Raw genomic sequence first — 16,669 nt, 5'->3', positions numbered from 1 at the left:
AACTGTTTTTACATAGTGATGGATCGTTCTATCTTCTTCATTTTACCGGGTATCTCCCAGCATTTTTTGAATGTAGGTAGGGTGAGACCTTATTTATCTGATAAGTAATAATAGGGGTTAGATCCCATCCATACCTATTTTTAAGTGGTTAAAAATAACTAAGAATGATGCCCCGTTTAAACTAACAAGCCACCTTTGCGATTTTAGGCAACACATTAGCATTAGACTTACAACCATGAAGACCCAACATTGGACCTGGGGACACAGCACAAAAACAGAAATAGACGTTAACTGAATAGAACTCTTTTTTTATTAGAGGTTATAAATGAGGGGATTACCCAAATAAACGTAAGCGTCCGGTGATCCCACCTAGCGTTTAGCGCAATTCCATGGCAACAGGTGGTCGATAGTGTCATCTGGTTTCAGGCTTGGGATTTCATTTAGCAGATGGTTGAGGTAATCGAATGGCACTAAGCCATTGGATTTAGCAGTTTCGATAATACTATAAAGTGTGGCACTGGCGTTTGCGCCGTTAGCCGTGTTTGAGAATAACCAGTTTTTTCGACCTATCACAAAGGGTTTTATGGCCCGTTCCGCCCGGTTATTGTCGATAGTCAGGTTGCCATCTTCAATGTAACGAATGAGTTTGGACCATTGATTCAGGCTGTAGGCAAGGGCTTTGCCCAGAGCCGTTTTAGGCGGTACCTCTGTGGCGGACTTATCCAGCCAGCCTTTGAATTGCATAAGTAAGGGTAAGGCGTCAGCCTGACGTATTCGGTATTTTTCTTGTGCTGTTTTACCTTTGATTTTTGTTTCTATGCGATACAGTTTTTGGATTTGATTGAGTGCCCAATTGGCTTTGCCGGTTTTGCCTTTCGGTTGTGCGGTTTCTGCCTCAACAAACTTTCTGCGGGCATGGGCCATGCAGGCGACCAGCGTGGCCTGAGTTTGGGCATACCCCTGATAACCATCCACTTGCAAATAGCCTGAATATCCGGCGAGGAAATCCACCGCACACTGACCTCTGCGACTGTTTTGATAGTCGTAGAGCACAATATTGGGAGTGGAGCTGTCGTTGGGCGAGTCTGTGCCACTGCAATACAGCCACATATAACTGGTGGTTTTGGCTTCCCCGATAACTTTTAATGTTGTCTCATCCGCTTGAATGACCGATTGTTGCAGCAGTATTTCCCGCAGTCGCTCATACAGTATTTGCAACGCCAGTTGCGACTTTATCATCCAATCAGCCATGGTCTTGCGACTCAGCTCGATGCCGTATTGTTTGAACAGGCTTTCCTGGCGGTAAAGCGGTAAACCATATTGGTATTTACTGGTAATGATTTGGCTGAGCAAGCTGGGGGTGGCATAACCTTTGGGAATAATGCTGGCTGGCACAGGCGCCTGTTTTATCTGGTTTTGTGTACCGTCTTTTTCGCAGGCTCTGCATGCATACTTTGGCCGTACCGTTTCAATCACTTTGACTTTAGCTGGGATAAATTCCAACTTCTCGCTCTTATCTTCGCCAATCTGATGCAGTTCACCGTTGCAGCAAGCACAGACTTTATCTTCATCGGCAATATCAATGACCACGACTTCACGGGGTAAGTCCTTCGGCAGCGGTTTGCGCTTTGGCTTATTGCGGGTGTATCCAATTGTCTCTTGTACTGGCTCAACGTCAAGCTGCTCTACTTCGGCTTCCACCTCATTAAACAACTCGCCTTGGCCCGGATGACCTTCACTGCTGGCACCAAACTGTTTTTGTTGGGCAAGGCGGAACTGCTCTTCTAGAAATGCTATCTTGGCATCTTTCTCTGCCAATAAGCTTTCCAGCTCAGTAATGCGTTGTTGGTATTGCGTCTCTATCATGCCTGTATTTTATCGAATAACAGACTGATTTAATTGACTTTTTTAGAATAAGTCGTGATCGTTAAATGCTGCTTATGAGCTGTGGTTATAAGCTGACGGCTTGATACGTCAAGGGGCTGTGGCCGATGATGTCATAACCGCCGAGTAACCAATTGAGCTGTTGCTCTGACAGAACTAAACGACTTAGCTGGTCATCTTTGGGCCACTTGAAGCGCTGCTTCTCCAGCCGTTTGTACCACAACGCAAAACCTGTCTTATCCCAGTAAAGGATTTTGAGTTTATCCCGTTTCTTGTTGCTAAAGACAAACAGCGCATCGCTTAAGGGTGACAATTCAAGTTGCTGCTCAACCACCACAACCAAACCGTTAATCGACTTTCGAAAGTCCACAGCCTCAATGTGCATATAGATATCCGACGGCTCAATAAACATCTTCATGCTGCCACTGCCTTGAGCAATTGTGCCAACCACAAGGGCTCGCAATTGAGTGGCAAAGACAATGTAGCGTCACCTATTTGCAGTGACATCATTGTTGTATCAGGACTTGTTTTACTGACCTTGATAAACGGTGATGATAGTTTGCGTTGTTGACGCTTGAGCAATGACTGTTTTCTGGCATGGAAGTATTTATTGTTTAGCGCGTGTTGTTTGCAAAATTGAGCAACCGATATGCCGCTGCTTTCCTGTTGCTCAATGATGACCTGCCATTCTTTAGAACTACGTCTTCCCATATTCGACTCCGATGATTATCAAAGTCGATATTCTGCTCTGCAAGGTTAACTAATGGAACGTGCTAATTACCGGACGCTTACAAATAAACCAATGGAAATAAGCCAGCTATTAAATATATCAAAAAAGTGTCCGTGTGAAGTTGAGCAGAACACAGCTATAAATATTTGACTATTGCATAAGAAAAATACATAAAAAAACGTTCCAAATATTGTTTCTTAGAGAAGTACTGATGTGCATATTTCAATCGGTTAAGCAAAGGCGCCTCTTTCAAACTGGCAAATACCTTTATAGCCGCTGCGGAGCTGCTATCAACGGCTGCCGGGTGTAGCTCTTCATAAAGGATTGTCAAGCTTTTTGCCTGTTCAATAGACAGCGAAAGATGCGCAGGATAGTCAAGCAGTGCTTTGTATAGATGTTTTTTAACGTAGCTAACTTGCTCGGCATTAGCAATGGCTCCAATCGCATTATCATTGTGCTGGCGGTAGTTTACCAGCGGCTCATCGTAAAAATCCAGCACTCCAAACAACATCGCACATTGTGCAAACCACCAATCATGGACTATTGCATTTTGCGGTATAGGTGAAGCCTGTTGCAACAATGAACGGTTAAAAAGAACCGTACAACCAGTAACCACATTTTGAAAACAAAAGGTCGGAAATTCATGTTGAGTGGGGTCAGGAATAGCTTGATATTTAATATATGATGGAGCAATTTCATTAAGCTCCTCATCCACCACTCTTAAATCAGTATGAATCATGATGGGCATACCTACGCCATACTTTGTTTCCAACTCCACCATACGAGTTTGTAATTTTGCCAATTTATCTCTGGTCCAGTCATCATCTTGGTCGCTAAAAGCAAAATAGTTTTCTTCTCTGGTGAGGGCTAAAGCACATAGCGCCGAAAAATTACTCAAATGGCTTTTTTCGTTGCCATCGCTTTTTATAAGGTCGATCTCACAATTTAACAATTGCGTCTTTAATCGGCCTATTTCATCCAAAGTATTGTCAGTAGAGCCATCATCACTTATTAACACCGAAACTCTGATATCTTTTTGTTCGGCAATACTTACCAGTTGATTTGCAATAAACCTTTCGCCATTATAACTGGCTAGCAATACACATATTTTGTTATATCTTAAATGTCCCATATAAACCTCGGTACAGAGTTATCTGACATAAGCCGAAAACAAGGTCTGTTTCGTCTTTTTAACGACGCAACAGACCAAAGAGCGATCAACATATTCAGGCAATACGGCTTGAAAGCCTATATAGCCATGTCGAGGGCAATTAAATGAATTCATCAACATTTGATACTTGTTGGCAATCAATTCCTGTTGTTTTTTTTCCATCCCAATGCAACTCAATAACTAATGGCTTTTCACAACCTTTTTGAAACGCCCAACCAACTAAATTATGGCTATCTTGAAATTCAAACTGCCCATAAGTATAACTGACATTTTTTGATGAAGGGCTTTACGTTGCTCATGCAACCGCAGCAAGAATTGATATAATTTAATATCTTTTTGATTAAGTTCAATTATTTTCTCAATGACTTGTGGTTCAAATTCAGCTGTAAGCAAAGCCTCCCTTGGTGCAGTATTATTGAACAACATCGGGATATTCATATTAAATTGCTTATTGAAAATAGCGATTGCTTCTTGATACAACTCAGTGATTCCAGTGAAACCAATTCCAAGAATTGGTACTTCGCGCAAAAAAGCACTTTGCACGTTATTGGATCGGGTTTGTTTGGCAAATTTCAGTAAACTGCCATCGTAACCACGATGCCGTTGAAAATGCTTAAATTCTGAAATAACCCTGCCAACAGGCTCGCGCACAAAAGTAGTCATATTTTCAATCGGCAATATTCGTGCATATTTAATCGCGGTAAAATGACCAGCCAGTAACACCGTTTTTCCATCGAGCAGTTTTTTACCGAACGCATAAATGTCTTCACGCCGATAAACTGAAGTCAGCACTTCTGCCGAGGTTTCCGGTGCCTTAGGTGAATAGTCTCGCATTACCCGATTAAGACCAAATTGTTGCTCAAAGGCATTTCTAAAGCTTGTGCCTGCTGATTTTGGGATATGAACAAAAAATAATGGTGAGTTCATCGTTTAATAATACTCTTTTCACTGATCATCATCTAAAGATACCAAATTCTACGCAAAATACTGGTGTCCGCAAACTTATATTTAACTATTTCTTGAGTACAATAACACTCTGTTTAGTTCTCTCAATCTTTTGGTTTTGAAAATAGACAAGACTAAAACCCGACCGTTCAACAAGACTGAAAAAAGAATAATTATTCATAACAGACCCGATGAAGCAAGGCAATCTCAGAGCTAATATTGGTTATAAACGGCGTTACTTTAAGCCTTCTACGCCTCATATTGCAGCAGATAACCATCTACAGCAGCAATTTGTTGTGTGCGAGCCTGATACCGCTTGGGTTGGAGATATTACTTACATCAAGACTTATGAGGGATGGTTGTATCTGGCTGTCGTATTGGACTTGTTCTCACGCAAAGTGATTGGTTGGTCAATGCAGCCTACTATGACATCGGATATTGTGATTAAAGCGCTGCTCATGGCAGTATGGCGACGACCCAAAGCAACACAGGTAATTGTTCATAGCGATCAAGGGAGCCAATATGCAAGCGGTGATTATCGAGATTTCCTAAAAGCGCATAATCTGACTCCGAGTATGAGCAGACGAGGGCATTGCCTAGATAACGCTGTGGCAGAAAGCTTTTTTCACTCTATTAAGACTGAACGTGTAAAGCGAAAAGTGTAAGCAACCCGAAGTGAAGCCAAAGCAGATTGGTTTGATTACATAGAAGTGTTTTACAATCGAACTCGACTGCATAGCCATCTTGGCCATGTGTCTCCAGATGAATATGAAATCATGTATTCACAGGCAAGCTAAGTGTTGTGGTTGAATTAACCGGACACTTCAATAAAGGATTATAATCCTGTTAATTGAGGTGAATATGACTAAACGAACAAATAAACATTATCCCGCAGAATTTAAACAAGAAGCGGTCGCTCTGGTAATAGAGCAAGACTATCCAATCGTACAAGCTGCTGCATCTTTAGGTGTGACAGACAAACTACTTTACAACTGGGTAGCTAAGCATAAGAAACAGGCACTAGGTGATGCATTATCTGGTGATGAACGAGCAGAGTTAATTCAACTCAGGAAAGATAGTAAACGTCTACAAATGGAGCGTGAAATCCTAAAAAAGGCAAGTGCCTTCTTCGCGAAAGAAATGAAGTAAGATATTCTTTTATAAGTGAGCTTGATGCTAAGTATCCTGTGTCAGTCGCTTGTAAAGTGATGGAAGTGAGTTCGTCAGCATACTACGCATGGCTAAAAAAACCTGGTGAACTCATTAGCGCTCAAATGCTAAGACTGTATCGACGAGCCAAAGCATTATTCAAGGCAAGTCGAAACAGTTTAGGCAGCAGAGAGCTTGCTAAAGCACTACGCAAAGAAGGCTTTGAAATAACGCGGTATCGCGCCATTAAGTTAATGGAACGGCTTAAATTAGTTGTGACTCAGCGAATAGCTTATAAAGTGACAACCAAGCGCAAACACAGTGATGCTGTGGCTGACAACTTGCTAAATATGAATTTCAATCCTGTTGGACCCAATCAAATTTGGGCGGGTGATGTGTCCTATTTAAAGACTGGTGAGGGCTGGTTATATCTAGCAATTGTCATGGATTTGTACTCACGCCGTATTGTGGGCTGGCATATATCAAAACGCATGACGCGTGATTTGGTCGAGCAAGCGCTGATAAAGGCTCATAACTTACGCAAACCACCAAAAGGTTTGGTGGTTCACAGTGACAGAGGCTCTCAGTACACGAGTAAAGGCTTTAGAAATCTACTGTCGCGATTAGGTTGTCGAGCTAGTATGGGGGATGTTGGAGCTTGCTGGGATAATGCTGTTGTGGAGCGCTTCTTTGGAAGTTTAAAGCATGATTGGTTGTTTAAAGTACCGCAGCCCACTCGAACACATATGCGAGAAGATGTTGCTAGGTACATGAAATATTATAATGTTGAGCGACTACATTCAGCTAATTTGGATCAATCGCCAATTGAATTTGAAAACTCCTTTAGAAAAGTGTCCGGTTGGACTTGACCAGAACAAAGTGTCTATAAGATTGGGGGAAGATCATACTTTGAATAAATGTAGATTCATTTTAGAAAGACACTCCATGACGATTACAGAATATGTTTCTTGCATTAATCAATTCATCTAAGTCCAAATTTTCTAGTACCTTTTTTAAGGTTTCAAACTCATCTATTGGTGCTTCACGAATCGTTCTCAATACCAAGTCACATCTGTTTTTTACCAACTTTCTGGCAACAAGAATTTCTACTTTTAATCCGAATTTCTGCATAAATTGCTCACGTAAACAATAATATTGCGCTATGAATTCTTTGTTTAGTTTAATATGTGTACTGCCCTCACCATGTTCGTAACCTCTTCGGTTGCTCTTGAATAAAGATTTCTTTTTACTATTTTGTATGGGTCTGCCTCTGGCTAGAGCTGCAATATATTCTAATTGGCTACGACACATTCTATGTAGTATAAAAAATTCTTTGATGGGTTTTGAAAGTTCTTCTTTATTAATGCGAGAATAAGGAACACATGTCTGTATAAATTCACAACCGTTCGCTAACAAATAAGTTCCAGAAGAAAATACATTATGAGGGTTCATCCTAGTTACATTCAATTTTGTATTTACTGCCACTTTAACTTGAGGCGCACGTCTACCCACTATTTCACTTTCCACAACCGGGCTAAACGGTTGATGATCATTTAACTTATTTAACCACTCAAAGGCAACCACATCCGAATTGATGACTTTTAGTACCGTATGAATATTAGTTAAAAAATCTTTTGCCATCCAGAATTCATCAATGTCTAGAAATACGACATGAGAGTATCCTTGTCTACGGCTTCGATTAAACGCGGATAAATAGACTGCGATTTGAGGAGCAAGTTCATTTTGTTGGAAAAATGCATCTCCTTCGATAAAGCTAACTTGCTTATTTACAGTAAATTTATTCGCAATCTCCTGTGTATTATCGGAAGTATTGTTTACGTAAATATCAATCGCGTCAAAACCAAAATGTAAATGATGAAAAATCCAGTCAGGAATATAGGCAGCCTCATCTTTCGCGATTGCGACCAACTTGACACGAACACGTTCGCCATTTCGCCAATGATTAATTACGTTAAACAGTTTGGTTTCTAATCTTGAGCGAACAAATGACATTCCCTTTGTTAGTAATTTATAGTTCTGGCTCATATCTTGTAACTTACTCATTAAGGAACACTCAAAAGCTGTTAATCAGAAATTGAGAAATTTTCTCTTCTAAGTGTAAGGTTTGGATTATTGTGGTTGAATTAACCGGACACTTCAATAAAGGATTATAATCCTGTTAATTGAGGTGAATATGACTAAACGAACAAATAAACATTATCCCGCAGAATTTAAACAAGAAGCGGTCGCTCTGGTAATAGAGCAAGACTATCTGTTGTGGTTGAATTAACCGGACACTTCAATAAAGGATTATAATCCTGTTAATTGAGGTGAATATGACTAAACGAACAAATAAACATTATCCCGCAGAATTTAAACAAGAAGCGGTCGCTCTGGTAATAGAGCAAGACTATCCAATCGTACAAGCTGCTGCATCTTTAGGTGTGACAGACAAACTACTTTACAACTGGGTAGCTAAGCATAAGAAACAGGCACTAGGTGATGCATTATCTGGTGATGAACGGGCAGAGTTAATTCAGCTCAGGAAAGATAGTAAACGTCTACAAATGGAGCGTGAAATCCTAAAAAAGGCCAGTGCCTTCTTCGCGAAAGAAATGAAGTAAGATATTCTTTTATAAGTGAGCTTGATGCTAAGTATCCGGTGTCAGTTGCTTGTAAAGTGATGGAAGTGAGTTCGTCAGCATACTACGCATGGCTAAAAAAACCTGGTGAACTCATTAGCGCTCAAATGCTAAGACTGTATCGACGAGCCAAAGCATTATTCAAGGCAAGTCGAAACAGTTTAGGCAGCAGAGAGCTTGCTAAAGCACTACGCAAAGAAGGCTTTGAAATAACGCGGTATCGCGCCATTAAGTTAATGGAACGGCTTAAATTAGTTGTGACTCAGCGAATAGCTTATAAAGTGACAACCAAGCGCAAACACAGTGATGCTGTGGCTGACAACTTGCTAAATATGAATTTCAATCCTGTTGGACCCAATCAAATTTGGGCGGGTGATGTGTCCTATTTAAAGACTGGTGAGGGCTGGTTGTACTTAGCCATTGTCATGGATTTGTATTCACGCCGGATTGTAGGTTGGCATATATCAAAACGCATGACGCGTGATTTGGTCGAGCAAGCACTGACAAAGGCTCATAATTTACGCAAACCACCAAAAGGTTTGGTGTTTCACAGTGACAGAGGCTCTCAGTACACGAGTAAAGGCTTTAGAAATCTACTGTCGCGATTAGAGTGTCGAGCTAGTATGGGAGATGTTGGAGCTTGCTGGGATAATGCTGTTGTGGAGCGCTTCTTTGGAAGTTTAAAGCATGATTGGTTGTTTAAAGTACCGCAGCCCACTCGAACACATATGCGAGAAGATGTTGCTAGGTACATGAAATATTATAATGTTGAGCGACTACATTCAGCTAATTTGGATCAATCGCCAATTGAATTTGAAAACTCCTTTAGAAAAGTGTCCGGTTGGACTTGACCAGAACAATTGTGAGTAGCTAGAAAAATCAATACATTAGGACTGGTAGAACGTAGACAAGACATTCAGATTTCTAGCCTTTTGCAATTAAACACCTGTCACACATGCTTTCGATTAGCGCAGAGCTGCTTAAAAGATAAATACTCATGACCGCAGAAACTTGTACTTTGAGCTTCCTAGTGTGAATGTCGTATGATTCATACGCTGACCATACAACACATTATGTAAACCTTTTACTAAATATTTTAATTTGCTCAGCATTAAAATTCCTCCCCACTGGTATAAGTATATATCTGCAGTATTGACAAACATCTATTACCTTGGCCCACCATCATATTAAAAATTCGGTGAGCAGCATGGACATCACCAAAGGATTGAAAAAGACCATGCTAAACAAAACACTGAACCTTTATAACGTCCAACAACATCCCTTTTAGCAAGAGACCAAATCAATTGCCGATACTTTACCAAACATATGAACACTTAACAGGCCTTTAAAATTTGGTTTGAAATTGGAAGATAGGGGTCAAGTCACTTGTCTAGTAATACTTTTGAATCTACACTTATTTTATAGTTAAAACGCTTTTGATGATTATGCCGAGACAACCGAGAATCGAATATGAACATGCCTTTTACCATGTTATGAACCGGGGTAGAGCCAGGTGCATGATTTTTCATGAAGATGTTTACTATCAAACGTTTCTTGATACTCTCGGCGAGGCTTGTTTGCGGTTTGACTGTTTGGTTCACGCCTATTGCCTCATGGACAATCATTATCACATTTTAATCGAAACACCCAAAGCGAATTTAAGTCGTATCATGCGACACATAAATGGCGTTTATACCCAGCGATATAACCGTTTGAAAAAATCTGATGGGCCACTGTTTAAAGGCCGATTCAAAGCGATTATGGTTGACCATGACGGTTATCTTTTGCAATTGTCCAGATATATACATCGCAACCCGATTGATATGAAAAGTCCTTTGGTGAGTCAATTGCCTGACTATTATTGGTCCAGTTACCCGAGTTATGTCGGCAAGGCCAAGCCGGTTGACTGGCTAGCGCAGGATTTGACGTTTGGAATGTTGGGTAATGAAGACAAACACAAGGGATATGCCAACTATGTAATGGCAGGGGTGGACGAAGAAACCACCCGATTTTACAGCAAAGGCAATATGGCCAGTATTATTGGTGATAAAGGATTTAGAGAATGGGTTTATGAAGAACTATTACCTCAATTGGCCGCTGAACAAAAAAGCAGAGTCATTCAACCTTATTTGACTATGGGGCAGGTGATCAGTGTCATAGCCAATGATTTTGCTGTAACAGAAGTCGATATTACAAAAAAAGTCAAGGGCCCGCAAAAAGAGAACGAAGCAAGAAAGTTGGCTATGTATTTTTGTCAGGAGTTAGTTGCATCTAAGTTGACAGATATAGCTGCTCGATTTCATTTGAGTCACGTCGGATCTGTAAGCTTTATTACCCACCAAATCCGCAAGCGCAAGAGAGAAAATAGCCAGTTTAGGACGCGAGTTGAGGGATTGATCAAGAGTATTGTGAAGCAAGCAACTTGACCCCTTTTATCCATACAGGCGACTCAACGTTTCCCAACATGCAATGCCAGCTAGACCAGGGCCATTCCTCAGGCGAGCTGACCATGTTAGCTCGCACAGGGTTTAAAACAATGTAGCGGCATAGTTCCAGCAGGTAAGCATCTTTATCTACCAAGATAGCCTTGTATCTTCCCTGAAATAAATGCCCTACCCGGTGGTGTTTGCGATTCATCGATTGCGTAAAAACACCATTTAACTGGCGCATCCCACGACTAAGGTTGGCATCCGGTGTCTCAACTAAAAGGTGGTAATGGTTACTCATTAAACAATACGCGTGAATAACCCAATTATAACGCTCACACACCTTAGCTAAAATCTGCAGAAACAACTCAAAATCATCATCCTGAAGATAGATCAAGTTTCTACCGTTGCCACGTGAGGTAATATGATAAAGCGCCCCGGCAAACTCTAATCGTAATGGGCGACTCATGCTTTCTCTCGTCTAAACTAGATATGAATAAAATAACCATAGTTTAAAAAAGAAAATATGCAAAATACAAGACCTGACCCTGCTTTTTTTGAACAATCTCAAACTATCAATCGTTGAAAATAAAATGTGGCTGGTGTAATATCGCACCAGTCACATTTGGAGAATAAGAAATGCCTAGACAAAGTGTTACATTGACGGAAAGCAATAACAGTTGGCTCAACTCTCATGTTGAAAACATCGGCGACTATGCGAATAAGAGTGAGTTGATTAATGATCTTATAAGACGTGCAAGGCGAGCTGAGTTTATAAATCAAAAGCTATCAAAGGCAGAAAAAAGTAACTTCATTTCACAGTCACCAGATGAAATTCTTGCCGAGTTTAAAGCAGATATTATAAAGTAAATGAGTAAATATCGCTTAACGGACGAAGCAAAAGAAGATTTGCGCAGAATCTACGAATATGGATATGAGGAGTTTGGTGAAGAACAAGCTGATGAATATTTTTACAGCTTCTTTGAAGCTTTTCTTAAAATTGCAGAATCACCCTTAATATATCAGTCTGTTGACAATATTAGACCTGGCTATAGACGCTGCCCACATCGTTCTGACGTAATTTACTATCGAATAAACCAAAGTACCATCGAGATCATGGCGATTATAGGTGGTCAAGATACAGATGTTTGGCTTTAGAACGGACCGGGGTCAGAACTTGGAACGGACCGGATGTCCTAATCGTAATGGCCGACTCATGTTTCTCACGTCTAAACTAGATATGAATAAAATAACCATAGTTTAAAAAAGAAAATTTTATGCTACTACAAGCAACTTTTGGATTATTGACATAAATTAGCCTTTTATCCTTGGTTGGTAGTAATTTCACATTGTATAGCTCGTTCATTTATTAAACCTTTAAAGACTAATTTTGTAGAGTTCACTCTCGGCAGGAAAGTCATTGATTATTCTGGCTAGCCCATCGGATGATACCAAAGGCCTGTTAGCAGAATTACTAGTGTTGAGAGAATCAATATTGACGTCGCAATTCAGAATACCGCTGAGCCATCGAGCACATTCGCCAATACTTTCCAAAGTGAATATTTTATCTATATGTTTTCGCCCTTCTTTGTCAATATTATGGGCTTCTAAAGAAAGTGGCGAAAAATTAGTATCATTAATATAAGAAGGACAATATATACGCCATTCCCCAATCCCTACCCTTCCACATTCTATCCAATGCTCAAAATTTGAAAGATTATCTTTATCATATGTGGGTGAGTAGTAATAATTTGAATTTATGTCAGGTTTAAAGTAATTAAAGTATGACCAAAGCATATCAATAGGATTTCGTGTAATAGTAAACGTTTGATATTCTGTAAAATCGATACCCTTTTTCTGCAAATACGCATGGACAGCAGGCCCACTCATGTGTGGGTGCAGCGCAGGATTTTCGTTACCATAATCAGAATATTCATCACCAGGTTGCATCATAGAGTCTAAAAAACGTCTTACCGAAGTAGAACCGCACCTGGGTTTACTTATAAAAATCAACTTTCTTGAATGTAGTATTCTCATTATATCTTTTTGTCTTTGGTTATTGTTGTAGAAATTGCGACTGCACGACACCAAGGTAGTCTTCAACTATCCTATTCTCTTTTATCCCATTAGGGTCATTTATACGATTATGAGATTGTTCATTAATATAATATTGGGAGTAGAGTTCCGGCACCAAACAAAATGTTTTGCCGTGTTTTGTACATTCTAACCAAAATGCCCAATCGGCGCTCGTGCCGTACTTTTCTTCATTAAAGTAGCCATGTTCGTCATGCAACGATTTACGCCATATAGGCATACAGTGCATGATGTTACGAGAAATAATATCACCATCTTCTGTCGTTGCATGTAGGTCGTCAAATGTGATTTTTTCATTGAAACCATAAGTAAACCAATATTGATTATCTGTAAAAGTAAACCAACTTACATTTTGCGCAGTATTCGCTCGGATCGCCGCTGCTGCCCCATAATACGTTGGCTCGCTTTCAAGCTTTTGGAGTAATACACGGGATTGAAACGGGCTTCTTCGGTCGTCAAGATTCGCATTGCCTACATAATGACTATCGCTTTGCTCTATGGCCAACTTCCAACAATTGTAGAGTCCAGGATCTTTTTCAAGGTGAATGTACTTGATACGCGATTCTATGCCGGGATATTTTTCAATAAAATCGTCAAAAAGACCTCGTTCATTACCAGGTGAATTGGCGTTCACAAGAATAACCATCCCGTTAGCTTCTATTAAGGAAGGTGTAATATTCTCGAGAAAGCCTTGAAAATATTCATCACCTTTATAAATAGAAGTGAGATAAGTGACTTGTGTTGCTTTAGTTGGCACATCTGCAACACTTTTTAGATTCTGCAGAATATTAAATTCAGGTTCATCGTTCACTATTAAATTAATTTCGTGCAAAAATGGTGTAAATTGTTCGAAACCTGCTTCTATACTCATTGTAAAATAATTTTGTAATAATTGCTTATCATCACTATTTAAACACTTGAGTAAACAATACATTTCAATATCGTTGATTTCTTCAGTCCCTGCTTGACATAGTAGCGCTGGGGTATGGCCAACGCCAAAAACACCATCTTTAACATAGTATTCAGTATTTGAATCGTAGATTGAACCAGGCCTTTCCAAAATTGCCGATTGGTAACTTGTAATAAGCGTTTCAGTTGTTATTGCGACCTTTTGGTAGTGAGGTAACTCTTTAACAAAGAGCTCATCTTTCCCTTTGTTTGAAACGCCTATGGTTAATAGTGGACTATTGATAAATTGCCTAAAATTAAACATTATTTCTGCAATGTCAGAATGACACATATAATGTGGCATATTTATGTTAACAATATGTCCAGCCTGCACTTTTGAATTAATTTTTAACGCAATGATGGCTTGAATTAAAACGGCAAGGATATTTGAACCATCTGATTTAAGGTTAAAATTGATGATCATATCACTCCACATCAAAGTCATGTCAGCTCTGTTTGGATGTTTAATATCCGTTATTCGACACCATTGCACACCTCTAAGTGGAAACTCTCCCCCACAGGCAATAATCTCATCATCTAACTTGCTTTGAATAGATTCACGCAAAACAATTTCTTTTTCTTCCGATGAATTAAATACCGGATCATGAATGTGGAAACAATTTACCGATAAACAAGGATTGTATAAACGGTAGCCAGACTTCCCTAGATAGAAATTCATAAACGAATCACAATGAAACGAACCTATCGGAAAGTCAGCCTTAAAATCATATTTCAAAGGTGCTTTATATATCCATACATCTGCAGAAAACGTATTGGGTATGCCAAACTGATTCATAATAAGGCCATCATCAGTATGAACTTTAGGGACGACCTCTTTTCTACTTAACACCAAAAAAACGTCATCTAGATCTTTGCCTTGTACTAATTTTATAGTGTCATCAAAGGCAATATCAGCGTTCGATACGAACGCGGTTACTCCTGGAAAATATAAATCGATGGAATCAAAAATACTTCTGAATGTTGGTCGGTAATCTATATTGATGAAAAACACTTGTGCGAGCGAGTGCCCTGAGCGCTTAAGTTTGTCATAGACTTCTTTTGCACCTTCAAGAAAAGCACCATTTTGCTCTTCATAATACAATGCGAGAATGTCAAATTCGGCGATGTTTCTCCCAAAACATTCTAAATACTCCTGCATTCGGTGTGGTACTTTTTCGTCATAAACGCTGGTGGCAAATAGCCTGCCGTTATTTTCATCTACAACCGGTTCATAACAATCGTTTTTCTCACGAGTAATATCACTACGAAGTTGTTTCAGTTTTTCATAGTCATCTTTATCGTAACCAACCACAGTATAAGATTTTGAAAAACTTTTAATTTTTCCATAGCTTTCACCTGTACTAGTAACCAGGCAACACTCGGCAATATCACAATCCCTATCAATAGCGGCTATACTACTTAAAAAGTCATTTTCCCCGATAAAAAATACGGGCAATGACTTATCTAAACCTAACAGTATTTTAGAGCAGTCGAATGGAATCTGACGTTTGTGGTCAGCGTAAAGCTGCATAGCCAGTGATTTGATATCACAAGGTAACCATACCCAAGAATTGAATTTCCAGGTTAACAATTGTATTACCGCATAACTTATCGCATCAGTTTGAATATATTCAGGTATATATGCATGCTGACTTACTCTACCAGCAAGCCACAAATTATTATTTTTCTTTTCGATTGAATAACTTTGAAGATTAGTTGGAAACCAAAAATCATAAAGCTGCGAAATATTTTTATTGATTAAATTATATAATTCGGTCGCGTTGTAACAGTCTAAAAATTGTTGTTTAGCTATATTTTGGTTTATTAATCTTAACTCTTCTTTCTGGTCGAGATGTAAAATTGAGCCAGGTTCTATGAACTTTTGAGCTAATCCAGCGTTTGCAGTTAGGCGTTTATAAATATCGCTGTCGTCATAACCGTACGTGCGTATAAACTCATTGTAATAACCAATTTCAAGAAGATCTTTTTTGAACGCACCGAAAGAGCCATTTACGAATTTTTGTTCATCGTTTCCAGAATCACTCGCTAACTTCCATGATCCTCGGCAAAATTCACCCTGCAAAAAATTGTTTTTCTCTAAAAAATCGCTGGTTACTTGAATATCGGCATCGAATTTAAAAACCTTGGAGTATCTTGTAAACCTAAGCCCTACATTAAATCCATAAGTTAAAACCCACTTTTCTTCATCATCAACCCTGATTATTTTGACACGTTCATCTATCAAGTCCTTAATAGTCTCTTCTACAGGCTCTATTGAAGACCAATCAACTATAACAATTTCATCAACATCTAATTCCAACCAGGTTATTAAAGCCTTACGCAAATTCTCATTGCGATTCATACAACAACTGACAATACTGATCCCTTCGCTGAATGGCTGTTCATCTAGTTGAGCGAGTGTTTTAATATCTGCATAACTTACATCAATTTTTTTGTTCTTTTCAGCAGGCATTGCTGCACTAAAATTCGACATTTCAAGGTTGTAACGCAAACAAATTGCTTCCAGCAAGGATTTTGCCGCAGGCCCAAGCGACATCTGCGCTAATATTTTTGCTAGTTTATGTGCCGCGTCAAAGTCTCCATTACTAACAAGTGACTTTAAGGTAGCGAATTCTTTCGATATTGGCTTATTCATTTTTTCTCTTTATTCTTTTCCGAT

At 39.4% G+C, this 16,669-nt stretch carries 15 protein-coding genes and 1 pseudogene; 7 read left to right on the top strand and 9 right to left on the bottom strand.

The genetic code is table 11. The features are described 5' to 3' along the window. Nucleotides 1–369 precede the first annotated feature (369 nt). From Q0Y52_RS10565 to Q0Y52_RS10545, 5 genes are all read right to left on the bottom strand, one after another. Nucleotides 370–1,866 carry an IS66 family transposase gene (locus tag Q0Y52_RS10565; RefSeq protein WP_297819522.1) on the bottom strand — a complete coding sequence of 499 codons (1,497 nt, stop codon included), beginning with the start codon at nt 1,864–1,866 and terminating at the stop codon, nt 370–372. Between the two features lie 85 nt (nt 1,867–1,951). Beyond that, complete coding sequence (tnpB, locus tag Q0Y52_RS10560; protein WP_297819525.1) at nt 1,952–2,302, bottom strand: IS66 family insertion sequence element accessory protein TnpB; 351 nt, start codon at nt 2,300–2,302, stop codon at nt 1,952–1,954. After that, on the bottom strand, nt 2,299–2,595 hold the full coding sequence (locus tag Q0Y52_RS10555) for a hypothetical protein (RefSeq protein WP_297819528.1): 297 nt from the start codon (nt 2,593–2,595) through the stop codon (nt 2,299–2,301). Before Q0Y52_RS10555 ends, tnpB begins: the two co-directional genes overlap by 4 nt. A gap of 155 nt (nt 2,596–2,750) precedes the next feature. After that, nucleotides 2,751–3,746 (bottom strand): glycosyltransferase, encoded by a 996-nt coding sequence (locus tag Q0Y52_RS10550; protein ID WP_297821321.1) that lies wholly within the window; start codon nt 3,744–3,746, stop codon nt 2,751–2,753. Between the two features lie 258 nt (nt 3,747–4,004). Continuing rightward, entirely contained in the window at nt 4,005–4,712 is a 708-nt protein-coding gene (locus tag Q0Y52_RS10545) for a sulfotransferase family 2 domain-containing protein (protein ID WP_297821318.1), read from the bottom strand. 209 nt (nt 4,713–4,921) lie between these two features. Between Q0Y52_RS10545 and Q0Y52_RS10540 the strand changes: the two are divergent. Both Q0Y52_RS10540 and Q0Y52_RS10535 read left to right on the top strand, forming a co-directional pair. Continuing rightward, a pseudogene (locus Q0Y52_RS10540) lies at nt 4,922–5,527 on the top strand (IS3 family transposase); the annotation flags it as partial. A 64-nt stretch (nt 5,528–5,591) separates the two neighbouring features. Continuing rightward, nucleotides 5,592–6,748 (top strand): IS3 family transposase gene (locus tag Q0Y52_RS10535; protein WP_297821316.1). Its coding sequence is split into 2 segments (ribosomal slippage): nt 5,592–5,838 and nt 5,838–6,748, totalling 1,158 coding nucleotides; the frame shifts between segments, so codons are not numbered across the junction. A 61-nt stretch (nt 6,749–6,809) separates the two neighbouring features. Here the strand turns inward: Q0Y52_RS10535 and Q0Y52_RS10530 are convergent. Further along, entirely contained in the window at nt 6,810–7,943 is a 1,134-nt protein-coding gene (locus Q0Y52_RS10530) for a glycosyltransferase family 2 protein (protein ID WP_297821314.1), read from the bottom strand. A 130-nt stretch (nt 7,944–8,073) separates the two neighbouring features. Here Q0Y52_RS10530 and Q0Y52_RS10525 point away from each other — a divergent pair, with 130 nt between their 5' ends. The 3 genes from Q0Y52_RS10525 (at nt 8,074) to Q0Y52_RS10515 (ending at nt 10,947) form a co-directional block, all read left to right on the top strand. Next, nucleotides 8,074–8,169, top strand: a complete 96-nt coding sequence (locus Q0Y52_RS10525; protein ID WP_297821312.1) for a transposase — start codon at nt 8,074–8,076, stop codon at nt 8,167–8,169. Nucleotides 8,170–8,215: 46 nt separating this feature from the next. Then, nucleotides 8,216–9,372, top strand: a protein-coding gene (locus Q0Y52_RS10520; RefSeq protein WP_297816341.1) for an IS3 family transposase whose coding sequence is annotated in 2 segments (ribosomal slippage) — nt 8,216–8,462 and nt 8,462–9,372 — 1,158 coding nt in all. Because the reading frame shifts where the segments join, the coding sequence is not laid out codon by codon here. Between the two features lie 588 nt (nt 9,373–9,960). Further along, complete coding sequence (locus tag Q0Y52_RS10515; RefSeq protein WP_366939284.1) at nt 9,961–10,947, top strand: transposase; 987 nt, start codon at nt 9,961–9,963, stop codon at nt 10,945–10,947. Here Q0Y52_RS10515 and Q0Y52_RS10510 read toward each other — a convergent pair. Next, entirely contained in the window at nt 10,919–11,416 is a 498-nt protein-coding gene (locus Q0Y52_RS10510; RefSeq protein WP_297821308.1) for a transposase, read from the bottom strand. The two genes, Q0Y52_RS10515 and Q0Y52_RS10510, sit on opposite strands and share 29 nt — an antisense overlap. A gap of 170 nt (nt 11,417–11,586) precedes the next feature. Here Q0Y52_RS10510 and Q0Y52_RS10505 point away from each other — a divergent pair, with 170 nt between their 5' ends. Next, on the top strand, nt 11,587–11,817 hold the full coding sequence (locus tag Q0Y52_RS10505; protein ID WP_297821306.1) for a CopG family transcriptional regulator: 231 nt from the start codon (nt 11,587–11,589) through the stop codon (nt 11,815–11,817). Next, nucleotides 11,818–12,105 carry a type II toxin-antitoxin system RelE/ParE family toxin gene (locus tag Q0Y52_RS10500; protein ID WP_101201341.1) on the top strand — a complete coding sequence of 96 codons (288 nt, stop codon included), beginning with the start codon at nt 11,818–11,820 and terminating at the stop codon, nt 12,103–12,105. 219 nt (nt 12,106–12,324) lie between these two features. Here Q0Y52_RS10500 and Q0Y52_RS10495 read toward each other — a convergent pair whose 3' ends face one another. Together Q0Y52_RS10495 and Q0Y52_RS10490 are read right to left on the bottom strand one after the other, a co-directional pair. Then, nucleotides 12,325–12,984, bottom strand: a complete 660-nt coding sequence (locus Q0Y52_RS10495; RefSeq protein WP_297821301.1) for a hypothetical protein — start codon at nt 12,982–12,984, stop codon at nt 12,325–12,327. 19 nt (nt 12,985–13,003) lie between these two features. After that, complete coding sequence (locus tag Q0Y52_RS10490; protein ID WP_297821299.1) at nt 13,004–16,645, bottom strand: glycosyltransferase; 3,642 nt, start codon at nt 16,643–16,645, stop codon at nt 13,004–13,006. Nucleotides 16,646–16,669: the final 24 nt, after the last annotated feature.

It is taken from the genome of uncultured Paraglaciecola sp., from assembly GCF_943787955.1.
Classification (GTDB): Bacteria; Pseudomonadota; Gammaproteobacteria; order Enterobacterales; family Alteromonadaceae; genus Paraglaciecola.
Note: the sequence above shows the minus strand (reverse complement) of the source record. Positions and strands in the feature narration are given on the sequence as shown.